Source organism: Ruegeria atlantica, assembly GCF_013032505.1.
Classification (GTDB): domain Bacteria; phylum Pseudomonadota; class Alphaproteobacteria; order Rhodobacterales; family Rhodobacteraceae; genus Ruegeria; species Ruegeria atlantica_F.
In genome coordinates, this window is the sequence record NZ_WQCG01000009.1 from 59735 (window position 1) to 71579 (window position 11845).

The following is an 11845-nucleotide window of genomic DNA, read 5'->3' on the forward strand; positions in this document are numbered from 1 at the left end:
CGATGGGGGGCGGTGCCCCCCGGCCCTGGTTCAGATCAGAGCCGCTCAAAGGCGATGGCGATGCCCTGTCCGCCACCAATACACATGGTGACCAGGCCTTTGGACCCGCCAATGCGTTCCAGTTCATACAGCGCCTTCAAGGTGATGATTGCACCCGTGGCGCCCACTGGGTGCCCCAAAGCAATCGCGCCTCCGTTCGGGTTTACCTTAGCGGCGTCCAGACCCAGTTCCTTGTTAACGGCCAATGCCTGTGACGCGAAGGCTTCGTTGCTTTCGATCACATCAAAATCCTCGACCGACAGACCCGTGCGCGCCATCAGGTTCTGAACTGCGGGAACCGGTCCGATTCCCATGACCTCCGGGCGAACACCAGCGTGGCCATATCCCAGAATGCGCGCTTTGGGTTTCAGACCCGCTTTTTCCGCAGCTTCCGCTGTGGCAAGAACCATTGCGGCCGCCCCATCATTGATGCCCGATGCGTTTCCAGCGGTCACGCGACCGTCTTTCTTGAATGCCGGACGCAGACCAGCCAGAGCCTCAGCCGAGGTCTTTTTCGGGTGCTCGTCGACCATGAAATCGACCATGTCCCGCTTCACTTTGACCTGAACCGGAGCGATCTGACTTTCGAAATAGCCCGACTCGATGGCCGCTGCTGCGCGAGTCTGGCTTGTCAGGGCAAACTCATCCATCTGCTCGCGGGTGACCTGATGTTCATCTGCAACATTTTCGGCCGTCACACCCATATGTCCGGTGCGAAAGGGGCAATTCAGCGCGCCGAGCATCATGTCCAGAGACTTGACGTCCCCCATCTTCGCGCCCCAACGCGCCTGAGGGACAATATACGGGCTGCGCGACATGCTTTCGGCCCCTCCGGCCACAGCAAACTCCGCATCGCCCAGCATCAGCGATTGCACTGCGGATACAATCGCCTGCGCGCCCGAACCGCACAGGCGGTTCACGTTCATCGCAGGTGTTTCGTTTGGTATTCCCGCTTGTTTTGCAGCGGCGCGCGACAGGTACATGTCGCGTGGCTCAGTGTTAATGACATGACCAAAAACCACGCTGCCAATCTGGGTCGGCTCGACCCCCGAACGCTCCATAGCCGCTTCCGTCACCACGGTTGCAAGATCAATCGGTGCGGTTGAGGCCAGCGCCCCGCCAAATGTGCCGATCGCGGTGCGGGCACCATCAAGAATCACGATGTCTTTCATGTCTCTTCTCCTCTGGGATTTGGCGGAACTATGCATCTGCGGCATCAGGCTGTCCCATGGAACGTACCGTCACAAGCAGAATTGACATAAGGCGGGCAAACGCGCATGAGATTCCGTCATGACGGAAAACCCAGACGATATCCTGACGCGACTGCCCGCTCGCCTGAAAGAGGCGCGCAGGGCCAAAGGCCTGTCGCTTGAAGCCGTGGCGAACCTGAGCGGCGTATCCAGATCCATGGTCAGCCAGATCGAACGGGGTGAAAGCAGCCCGACGATCTCGACCCTGTGGAATCTGACCCGTGCCTTGCAGGTGGATTTTGCCGGGTTGCTGGAAGAAGCGAACAGCGCGGACCAGATCGAAGTACTCAGGAAGTCCGAAGTGCCCAGCATCGACAACATGGGTCAAAAATGCCGGATTCGCATTCTGTCACCGCCCGAAGAGGCAGGTGGGCACGAGGTCTACGACATTGAATTCGACAAAGACGGCGCACTGAACAGTCAGCCCCATGCCCGAGGCGCACGAGAGCAACTGACCGTGCTGGAGGGCGCCGTACGCGTGACATCCGGCACTGCTGTCAGTGACCTGCAGCAGGGTGACACCGCACGCTATGCGGCGGATGTGGCGCATTCGATCATCGCCAATGGACCTGCGCGGGTCTTCCTGATCGTCAAAAACGCCTGACCCCGGAAAAAATCCGCCTTCACGGATTTTTTTCTCGTATATTGTAATTCCCCCATTCAGGAATTACATCCGTTATGTTAGATATGCGACTCAGACAAACGGAGACCGCCATGGCTGATGCATTCCTGTCCCACATCACGGACACCCTCGCGCAGATCGAATCTGAGGGTCTGTACAAACGCGAACGAATGATCACCTCGCCTCAGGGCGGTGAGATTACGGTGGGCGACAAACAAGTCATCAACTTGTGCGCCAACAACTATCTGGGTCTGGCCGATCACCCCGCTCTGATCGACGCCGCCAAAGATGCTATGGAACCCAAGGGATTCGGCATGGCCTCGGTCCGGTTCATCTGCGGCACGCAGGACATTCACCGTGAATTGGAACAACGGCTGGCAAACTTCCTGAACAAGGACGACTCCATTTTGTTTGCCGCCTGTTTCGATGCGAACGGAGGACTGTTTGAGCCTTTGTTAGGGCCTGAAGACGCCATCATCTCGGACGGTCTGAACCACGCCTCGATCATCGACGGCGTTCGGTTGTGCAAGGCCAAGCGCTATCGCTACCTGAACAATGACATGAACGATCTTGAGGCTTGGCTTAAACAGGCACGCGAGGATGGGGCTCGACATATCATGATCGCGACCGATGGTGTGTTCTCGATGGATGGCTATTTGGCCAACCTGCCGAAAATCCGAGAGCTGGCCGACAAATACGACGCCATCGTCATGGTGGATGACTGCCACGCGACAGGCTTTATGGGGCCGAACGGCGCGGGCACACCGGATCACTTCGGCGTCGATGTGGACATTCTGACGGGAACCTTGGGCAAGGCACTTGGGGGGGCAATCGGCGGTTACATCGCCGGGCCGCAGCCAGTGATCGATCTGCTACGGCAGCGGGCGCGGCCCTATCTGTTCTCAAACTCGCTGCCACCGTCTATTGTCGCTGCTGGTCTCGAGGCAATTCGACTGGTCGAAGAAGGCGACATGCTGCGCGCGCAACTGTTCGGCAACGCAAAATACTGGCGCGCAGGGCTTGAGAAGCTGGGCTTTGATCTTCTGCCTGGTGAGCATCCGATTGTCCCGGTCATGTTGGGCGAGGCGCAGCTGGCGCAAGACATGGCATCAAGACTGTTCGACGAAGGCGTCTATGTCTCGGGCTTCTTCTTTCCAGTCGTTCCACGCGGTCAGGCGCGGATCAGGACGCAGATGAACGCAGCTCTGACAAAGGATGAACTGGACCGCGCGCTGGCCGCCTTTGGCAAAGTCGGCAAAGAGTTGGGAGTGATTTAATGATCCTTCCCTCTGTGATCCCCGCGATTGGGAACACACCTTTAGTCGACCTGTCGCGCATTTGCCAGCGACTGGATCTGGATGGCCGCATTCTGGCCAAGCTGGATTACCTGCTGCCGGGCTTCTCGAAGAAGGACCGCGCAGCAAGGTCAATTGTCGAACTGGCGCGCGCAGAAGGCACCCTGTCACCGGGGCAGACGGTTGTTGAACTGACCTCGGGAAATATGGGCACTGGGCTGGCGATTGTCTGCGGCATTCTGGGGCATCCTTTTGTCGCGGTCATGAGCGCCGGAAACTCGGTTGAGCGAGCGCGAATGATGCGTGCCCTTGGGGCCGAAGTCGTCATTGTCCCACAGGCCGAAGGCAGTAAACCCGGCGAGGTTTCTGGCGCGGACCTGGCTTTGGTGGACGAGGTCGCACAACGCGTTACAGCCGACCGAAACGCCTTTCGGGCCGATCAATTCGGTCATTCCGGTAACCCCAAATCGCATGCCACGGGTACGGGGCCGGAAATCTGGGAGCAATCCGGCGGCACCGTTACGGCCTTTTGCGATTTTGCAGGTTCCGGCGGCACTCTAGCCGGGGTCGCTACCTTTCTCACCCCGCACGGAGTGCGCTGTTATGCCGTGGAACCCGAAGGCGCGCGGGCTATCGCTGGCGAAGCCATCATCAATCCCGATCACCCGATTCAGGGCGGCGGCTATGCGATGGACGATCTGGTTCATCTGAACGGCACATCTGTGGCCGGGCATCTGTCGGTGTCGAGCGAGGCGGCGCGGGACGGGGCGCGGATGCTGGCCCGAACCGAAGGCATTTTCGCAGGCTACTCGGCAGGCGCAAACCTTGCTGGGGCGATTGAACTGTTGCGCGGTCCGGAAAAGGGCGGCTGCGTAGCGATTGTGATGTGTGACAGTGGGCTGAAGTACCTGTCGACCGATTTGTGGGAGTGACCAAATGCGACCCAACACCATGAAAGCGCTTGAGAAATCCAAGCCCGAAGAAGGTCTGTGGATGGTGCAGGCCCCCGTACCAGAGATCGGCCCGGAAGAGGTTCTGATCCGCATCAACAAGACCGGGATTTGCGGGACGGATATCCACATCTGGAACTGGGATGCCTGGGCTGCCGCCACCGTGCCGATTCCGATGATCACCGGCCACGAATTCGCAGGTGAGATCGTCGAGATGGGCCGCAATGTAACCGGTCTTGAGATTGGCCAGCGTTGTTCCGGCGAAGGCCACCTGATCACTACCGACAGCCGCCAAAGTCGCGCAGGAAAGTTCCATCTGGATCCCGGCACACGCGGGATCGGAGTAAACGAACAGGGGGCCTTTGCCCAATACCTGAAGCTTCCTGCTTTCAATGTGGTGCCATTGCCCAAGGATGTTCCGGACGAGATTGGTGCCATCCTCGACCCGCTGGGCAACGCCGTTCACACAGCGCTCAGCTTTGACTTGCTTGGCGAAGATGTTCTGATTACCGGCGCTGGCCCGATTGGAATCATGGCCGCCGCCGTCGCACGCCATGCAGGGGCTCGGCATGTCGTGATCACCGATATCAACCCGGATCGTCTGAAACTGGCCGAACATGTCGTGCCCACCGTGCGGCCTGTGGACGTCAGCAAAGAAGATCTGCAGGACGTCATAACAGAACTCGGCATGCAGCAGGGATTTGACGTCGGCCTGGAAATGTCCGGCTCCCAAGTTGCGCTGGACCAGATGGTCGAGGCGCTGGTGATGGGCGGCAAGATCGCACTGTTGGGTATTCCACCCGGGAAATCCCCTGTGGATTGGTCCCGGATCGTGTTCAAGGCCATCACTATAAAGGGCGTTTATGGGCGTGAGATGTTCGAGACGTGGTACAAGATGATCGCCATGCTGCAGAACGGTCTGGATGTCAGCCGAGTGATCACACACCAAATGAAGGTCGACGATTTTGCCAAAGGTTTTGCTGCGATGAAATCTGGTCAATCCGGCAAGGTTGTTCTGGACTGGACTTAACGCTCTGGAGTTGCGCAAGTTAAGACCCTAAACAGGGGTGAACTCATGCGTTTGGAGGAGCAAATGGTATGGGGACAAATATTCCGCGATAAGGGCCGGTATTGTTACCTTTGCGCCTTGGCCAAAAAGCGGATGGGTGTCGAATCCCTGTTCCAGCGCTGGCGCTTTGACGATGTCCAAGCAGTGGATTGCGTGATCGGTGACCAACCTGGCACCGGCAGTTCCAGCGGCGTGTCCTTTCTGCGTAGGGCCTTGGATTTGCGATGCTTCCATGATCTTTTCGATGTACGCCCGAATTGATGTTTGCGGAGCAGGAGTAGGCAATGCTGTACCGAGGGTTCACTCAGGATGAGCTGGAGCGGGAATACTCTCCCAGTTCCATGATCGGTGGTGATTTGACGCCTTACCTGGACAGCTACACCGCGCTGAGCGCGCAACACCGGGCCAGGATGGAGGTGAGGGAGAACCTCGCTTACGGCGATGCTCCGGCGCAGGTGCTGGATTTCTTTCCGGCAAAGGGAACAGGTGCGCCGCTGCATGTTTTTGTCCACGGCGGCTATTGGCAAGCGCTCAGCCAGCGCGAATCCGCGATGATGGCGCCCGCCCTGATCGAAGCAGAGCATTCCTTTGCAACGTTGAACTATACGCTGGCCCCCGACGCGCGACTGAATCAGATGATCGACGAGTGCCGCGATGCGCTGTTGTGGCTGGCCGCCCAGGCCGGTGCGCTGGGATTCGATCCGTCACGGATCACCCTGTCAGGACACAGTGCAGGCGCGCATCTTGTGGCGATGGTCTTGTCGACCTCGGCTGATGCATTGGCCCGTGCAGGGCTGCGCGTGCGGGATGTGATCCTGATCAGTGGTATCTATGATCTGGAACCGATCAGCCAGACCTCGGTGAACGACCCGCTGAAATTGACCCCGGTCGAAGTACATGATCTGTCCCCCATGCTGCACCCGCCCGCGCCGGGCCCGCGGTACCACGTGACAGTGGCCGAGCGCGACACGCCCGAGTTCATCCGCCAGAGTCGGGCTTATGCTGAATTGCTGCGCAAAGCCGGGCATTCCGTTAGTTTCGAATTGAAAAAGGGGATGCAGCATTTCGACATCATCATGCATCCCGGCACGTTTCTGCCGTCGGCGCGCTAGTCACACGTATCAAACCTCAGACAGGCGTGGCCTTTGCATCGGATACCAGCCCCGGCGCACAGCAGGTTTGTGGCAAACCCATCGTCGTCTGTTTCAAGCTCAAAGCAGACTTTGACCGGTAGCCCGAGTATCGCAATTTCCACTACTCTGCTTACTTTGAAACAATGGTCAGAGCTAAGGCCAGTTTTGAAGCTTCATATTCTTCGGTTATTCGGCGTTCCGTTCCAATACTATTGTTTTCGTTGACACATTGCCTCGTATACGGTCCGGTAAATTACTCGACGTGTTTTAGCGCAAGGATTTGATGTCATGCCAGAATCTCTCGACCTGCATAAGTTTGAAAATCTAAGCCCTTTCCAAATTAAAGACGAGCTCATCAAGCTGGCTCAGAAAGAGTCGCGCCAGATGGCATTGCCGTATCTGAATGCCGGGCGAGGTAATCCGAACTGGATTGCCACCAAGGCCCGCGAGGCGTTCTTCCTGCTGGGCCAGTTCGCGATGACCGAGGCGCAGCGCCATCGCAATGAACCGCAGGTAGGATTGGCTGGGATGCCGCAGGGGCCCGGGTGCTACGAAAGGCTCAAGGCCTATTGCAAGACGTCCGAAGGCAAGAACGGCCCTCCGGGCGCGGATACGCTTGTCGCCATGGTGGATTTTGCAATTCAAAAATTCGGCTTCACCCCGGACGATTTCGTTCTGGAGTTGACCGATGGCATTGTCGGGGATCACTATCCGATGCCGGACCGGTGCATGAAACACAACGAGGCGATTGTCCATGAATACGTGATGTGGGCGATGTGTTCAGGCCATCGGCCTGATGCCAAGTTCGACATTTACGCCGTCGAAGGTGGAACCGCTGCGATGTGCTACATCTTTAAGGCGCTGAAGAACCAAAGGCTGCTTAATGCGGGTGACACCATCGCGCTGGGGACGCCAATCTTTACCCCCTACCTCGAAATGCCCGTGCTTGAAGACTATGGGTTGAACGTGGTGGATGTGTCCTCGGAAGAAGAAGATCATTTCCAGCTGACCGATGACGATCTCGAGCAACTGGCCGATCCCAAGGTCAAAGCGCTGTTTCTGGTCAACCCGGGCAACCCGTCCTCGGTCGCGATCAGCCCCGAGATCATGGCTCGTCTGGTCGAATTTGTCAAAACCCGGCGTCCTGACCTGATCATCCTGACCGATGATGTCTACGGAACCTTTGTTCCAAACTTTCAGTCGGTGATGGGCCACCTGCCGGAAAATACCATCGGGGTCTACTCGTACTCCAAGTATTTCGGCTGTACGGGCTGGCGCCTCGGCGCGATCCTCGTGGCTGAAAACAACATCTTCGACAAGATGATTGCCAACGCACCGGATGACGTAAAATCCGTTGTCAACGCACGTTACGAGGCACTGACCCCGGATCCCGACTCTTTCAAGTTCATCGATCGGATCGTGGCCGACAGTCGGGATGTAGCGCTCAACCACACCGCCGGGCTGTCGCTGCCTCAACAAGTGATGATGACATTGTTCTCGCTGGTTGAATTGATGGACGAGGACAAAGCCTATCAGAAGTTCTGTTGGGGCATTCTGAAGCATCGCTTTGATGAACTGGTCGAAGGGTTGGGCATCGAAGTTCCAGACAACCCGTTGTTCGACAAATATTACGGGATCATCGATTTCGAGTTCTGGCTGCGCAAATACGTGGGCGAAGAAGTGGTCGAGTGGATCAAGGAAAACGTTCATCCTCTGGATATCTCCTTCAAACTGGCGCAGGACCACGGGATCGTGTTGCTGAACGGCTCGGGCTTTGACGCACCGAATTGGTCGGCGCGCGTGTCCTTCGCCAATCTCGACGACAGCGCCTATCGTCAGATCGGGCGGGCGGTGCGGGCCGTGGCTACCGGATATGTGCAGGCCTACCGTGCTTCGAAAGGATTACCGCTCCATGGTTGAGGTCGTTCGGTAGTAATAGGTAGGACTGCATGGAACTGATCGGAGAGATCTTCGGCGCTCACCCCGAATTGGCCTTGTTTTGCAGCCTTGCCCTTGGCTATGCGATTGGAAAGATCACTATCGGCTCGTTTACCGTTGGATCGGTAGCGGGCTGTCTTCTGGCTGGCGTTCTTGTCGGCCAGACCGGAGTCGAAATTTCGGACGACCTGAAGCAGGCGTTCTTCATGCTGTTTCTGTTTTCCATTGGCTACAGGACCGGTCCACAGTTCTTCCGATCTTTGAACGCCAGCGCCTTGCCCCAGATCGCGATCACAGTTTTGCTCTGCGTCGTAGCGTTGGTAGCAGCCGCTCTGCTGGCGCCTTTGATGGGGCTATCGGTTGGTATAGCGGCCGGGCTTTTGGCGGGCGGCGCTACGGAAAGTGCAACATTGGGCGTCGCCATCGATGCCTTTGCCAAGACCGGTGCCGACGAGGCGGCCCAACAGATATTTGACGCCGAAATCGCAACCGGCTTTGCGGTGGCATACTTCGTCGGCGTCATCGCCACGATCTTCTTCCACACTCAACTGGCCCCCCGGTTTTATGGGCGGTCGCTGAAAGAGGCGTGTGCCGAATACGAGGCAAAGCTGGATGACGATTCCACTCCGATCGTTCCTCAACACCGCGATTTCGAAGCCCGTGCCTATCGCATCGCACCAAAATTCGCGGGCCACACCGTAGCAGAGGTGGAAGCCCGCGTCCCGGATCATGTCCGCGCCTATATCGACCGGGTGCGGCGCGGAGACAAAATCCTGCCCACGTCGCGCGACATGGTTCTGCAGGACAATGATATCGCGGCAATTGCAGGCATGCGCTCATTCCTGATCGACCATGCCAATGAGATTGGGGAGGAAGTTGAAGATCCCGAATTGCTGGACCTGCCGGTCGAAACAGACGACATCGTGGTGACCAATAGCGAGCTGGTCAACCGGACCCTCGGCGAGTTGTCGACCTATCCCGAAGCCCGTACGGTGTTTTTGCGCGGCATCATGCGCAGCGGTGAACGGCTGCCGATTTTTCGAGGCGTAACACTGCACAAAGGCGACGTGCTGACGGTGTCCGGAACACGTAGCCATATCACGGACGCAGCCGCCAAGCTGGGTTACCTGGATCGGGAAACAAGCAAAACCGACATGGTCTTTGTGGCGTTCTTCATTTTGATCGGGGGCCTGATCGGTATTCCGGCGTTGAAATACGGAGCGGTGGAACTGGGCCTTGGCACGTCCGTCGGCGTCCTTCTGGGCGGGCTGGTTGCAGGTTGGTTGCGCTCGGTTCGCAGAACATTCGGCTTTGTCCCCGAAGCAACGCTTTGGATTTTCGATTCCGTCGGGTTATGCGTTTTTGTGGCCTGCGTTGGCATCACGTCCGGCACCAGTTTCGTGGCAGGCGTTCTGGAAAGCGGTCCATCGCTGATTATCGGATCGCTAGCCATAGTCCTCCTCGCCCACGGCTCGGCCATTTTTGTCGGCCACAAAGTGTTCAAGATCAACGAAGGCGTACTGGCCGGAACTTGTTGCGGAGCTGGAACATCGGCCCCAGCACTGGCCGCCGTGCAGGAAGCGGCGCAAAGTCAGGTGCCCACGCTTGGTTATGGGTTGGGTTACGCCGTGGGCAACGTGCTGTTGGCGCTATGGGGCTCGGTCATCATCCTTTTGCTGCTCTGACCCCTACGGCACAAAAGCCACGACCAACGGCCCCCAAAGTGTCAGGAAGATGTTCGCAACTGCATAGGTCATGGTGAAAGCCGGGGTCGGGGTCGAGTTTCCTGCCTTTTCAAGCAGAGTTGCAAAACCCGGGTTACCCGATCGAGATCCGGTGACAACTGCACAAGCTTCGATCGGGTTCCGAATACGCAGGGCGATGTAGTTGATTGGAAATTGAACGATCATCGGCATCAGCGTCACAACGAACCCAAGCAACAGCAATGTAATCCCATACTCCTGAATTGCCTGCAGCGCAGGTTGACCGGCATTCAGGCCGACAACACCAACAAAAACCGCTAAACCGAAGCTTTGCAGGAAGTTCGCAGCACCACGATTGATGCCGCCGATCTTAGGACGGCGGATACGCAAGTATCCGATAATCAGTCCGGTCACGAGGCAGCCAAGGCCCGACCCCAGCGCTACTTTGGTTCCGGCGATGGTAAAGCTGATCTCACCGATCAGATATCCGACCGCGACACCGATCCCCAATGCGATGAAGTTGGTGACCGAAGCGGATGGGGGCACATAGCCCGCAAATTTGGTCGCACGGGTCAGGTCATCCTTGTGGCCAACAATGCTGACTTCGTCGCCAGCGTGAATCTCGGTGTCATGCAGAACCGGAATATCATGGCCCATGCGGGTAATCTTGGAGATGTAGACGCCCCGGCGTTGATCGGCAGATATTGCGTCACGCAACTCCAAAAGGGTTTTGCCTGCTAGTTTGGGGTTGGTGATTACGACATTGCGCCGTTCTTCGACGACGACCAGTTCGGGCGGGAATTCTCCGACCTCGCTTCCGGCCGAACTTTCGAACTTTGCCAGACCAGAAACTAGCCCGGACACAACTACTACGTCGCCTGCGTTGATCACCATGTCAGGCGTTGGATCCGTGGCAACGCCATCGCGTAGCAACCGTTCGACCAAGATATCTTCGTTAGACCCAGCTTCTATTTCTGTTACCGAACTGCCGACAACTGACGCACCATCGCGAACCCGATACGCCCGCGCATCGAATCGGTTCATGGGCAGGAATTCACCCTCTTCGAGCGAGCGACCACCGCCACTGAGCTTTTGAGCCAGCTTGATCGCCTCTTCCCGCAGGTTCCACCGCATGATGATAGGAAGTACGCTGACGGCCAGAATCGGACCGATTGATCCAAAGATGTAGGTGACCGAATAGCCAACCGCGATATTGGTCTTTAGCTTTTCAGCCTCATCCGACGCCAACCCCAAAAGGTCGATAGCATTTCCGGCCGTGCCGATAATTGCGGACTGGGTTAACCCTCCGGCAGCCAGACCCGCGGCCAGTCCTTTGTCCAGCCCCGCCCACCTGGCAACGACAATCACGAAGAACAAACCCCACAGGGTCATCATGAATGCGGCGAGTAGTTTGGTCAGGGCAGTCCGGTTCAGGGCTGCGAAGAACTGCGGTCCTCCGTTATATCCGACCATGAAAATGAACAGAGAAAAGAAGATATTTTGCACATCGGTGCTGAGGTTGATCCCGCCGATCTGACCTACGAAAACCGCCACCAGCAATGTGCCGGCAATTCCCCCAAGTTCGAACTTGCCGACCCGGAATTTTCCGACACCGTATCCCAGACCCAGACACAGAAAGAGAGCCATAATAGGATAGGTGCGGAGCTGTTCAGTGATTAATTCCATAATGAAACCCTCTGCGTCTAAACACTGATCCGTTCTGCACAAGATACAGCGCCTAACTATCTTGGAAACAGTAAATTTTAGATGGCCGGAGTTGAGCGAACACCAGGAAGGCATCTGGAAAGAATTCACGAAAAGGCAAATGCGTTTGGTGACCGAAAAT

The 11845-nt window shown here is 57.1% G+C and carries 10 protein-coding genes; 8 read left to right on the forward strand and 2 right to left on the reverse strand.

Annotated elements, in window-relative coordinates; all coding sequences use genetic code 11:
* Positions 1-35: 35 nt before the first annotated feature.
* Complete coding sequence (locus GOW92_RS21935; protein WP_170564996.1) at positions 36-1211, reverse strand: acetyl-CoA C-acyltransferase family protein; 1176 nt, start codon at positions 1209-1211, stop codon at positions 36-38.
* Between the two features lie 118 nt (positions 1212-1329).
* Here GOW92_RS21935 and GOW92_RS21940 point away from each other — a divergent pair, with 118 nt between their 5' ends.
* From GOW92_RS21940 to aspT (GOW92_RS21975), 8 genes are all read left to right on the forward strand, one after another.
* Positions 1330-1893: a helix-turn-helix domain-containing protein gene (locus GOW92_RS21940; RefSeq protein ID WP_170564999.1), complete on the forward strand. Its 564-nt coding sequence runs from the start codon at positions 1330-1332 to the stop codon at positions 1891-1893.
* 110 nt (positions 1894-2003) lie between these two features.
* Entirely contained in the window at positions 2004-3188 is a 1185-nt protein-coding gene (locus GOW92_RS21945; protein ID WP_170565002.1) for a glycine C-acetyltransferase, read from the forward strand.
* The gene (locus tag GOW92_RS21950) at positions 3188-4138 is read left to right on the forward strand and encodes a PLP-dependent cysteine synthase family protein (protein WP_170565005.1); all 951 of its coding nucleotides are present in this window, start codon (positions 3188-3190) and stop codon (positions 4136-4138) included. The genes GOW92_RS21945 and GOW92_RS21950 overlap by 1 nt, the downstream gene beginning before the upstream one ends.
* 19 nt (positions 4139-4157) lie before the next feature.
* A complete protein-coding gene (gene tdh, locus GOW92_RS21955) occupies positions 4158-5186 on the forward strand; it encodes an L-threonine 3-dehydrogenase (protein ID WP_170565286.1) in 1029 nt (342 codons plus the stop codon).
* 63 nt (positions 5187-5249) lie between these two features.
* Complete coding sequence (locus tag GOW92_RS21960; protein WP_302477320.1) at positions 5250-5486, forward strand: tryptophan 2,3-dioxygenase family protein; 237 nt, start codon at positions 5250-5252, stop codon at positions 5484-5486.
* Positions 5487-5509: 23 nt separating this feature from the next.
* Complete coding sequence (locus GOW92_RS21965; protein ID WP_170565011.1) at positions 5510-6337, forward strand: alpha/beta hydrolase; 828 nt, start codon at positions 5510-5512, stop codon at positions 6335-6337.
* A gap of 309 nt (positions 6338-6646) precedes the next feature.
* Positions 6647-8278: a bifunctional aspartate transaminase/aspartate 4-decarboxylase gene (locus tag GOW92_RS21970; RefSeq protein WP_170565014.1), complete on the forward strand. Its 1632-nt coding sequence runs from the start codon at positions 6647-6649 to the stop codon at positions 8276-8278.
* A 29-nt stretch (positions 8279-8307) separates the two neighbouring features.
* Positions 8308-9981 (forward strand): aspartate-alanine antiporter, encoded by a 1674-nt coding sequence (gene aspT, locus GOW92_RS21975; protein WP_170565016.1) that lies wholly within the window; start codon positions 8308-8310, stop codon positions 9979-9981.
* A gap of 3 nt (positions 9982-9984) precedes the next feature.
* Here the strand turns inward: aspT (GOW92_RS21975) and aspT (GOW92_RS21980) are convergent, their stop codons facing one another.
* Entirely contained in the window at positions 9985-11685 is a 1701-nt protein-coding gene (gene aspT / locus GOW92_RS21980) for an aspartate-alanine antiporter (protein WP_170565019.1), read from the reverse strand.
* Positions 11686-11845: the final 160 nt, after the last annotated feature.

Coding starts and splice junctions, on each gene's coding strand:
- GOW92_RS21960 (WP_302477320.1), top strand. CDS start 5,250: ATGGTATGGGGACAAATATTCCGCGATAAGGGCCGGTATTGTTACCTT.
- GOW92_RS21940 (WP_170564999.1), top strand. CDS start 1,330: ATGACGGAAAACCCAGACGATATCCTGACGCGACTGCCCGCTCGCCTG.
- GOW92_RS21965 (WP_170565011.1), top strand. CDS start 5,510: ATGCTGTACCGAGGGTTCACTCAGGATGAGCTGGAGCGGGAATACTCT.
- GOW92_RS21970 (WP_170565014.1), top strand. CDS start 6,647: ATGCCAGAATCTCTCGACCTGCATAAGTTTGAAAATCTAAGCCCTTTC.
- aspT (WP_170565019.1), bottom strand. CDS start 11,685: ATGGAATTAATCACTGAACAGCTCCGCACCTATCCTATTATGGCTCTC.
- GOW92_RS21935 (WP_170564996.1), bottom strand. CDS start 1,211: ATGAAAGACATCGTGATTCTTGATGGTGCCCGCACCGCGATCGGCACA.
- GOW92_RS21945 (WP_170565002.1), top strand. CDS start 2,004: ATGGCTGATGCATTCCTGTCCCACATCACGGACACCCTCGCGCAGATC.
- tdh (WP_170565286.1), top strand. CDS start 4,158: ATGAAAGCGCTTGAGAAATCCAAGCCCGAAGAAGGTCTGTGGATGGTG.
- GOW92_RS21950 (WP_170565005.1), top strand. CDS start 3,188: ATGATCCTTCCCTCTGTGATCCCCGCGATTGGGAACACACCTTTAGTC.
- aspT (WP_170565016.1), top strand. CDS start 8,308: ATGGAACTGATCGGAGAGATCTTCGGCGCTCACCCCGAATTGGCCTTG.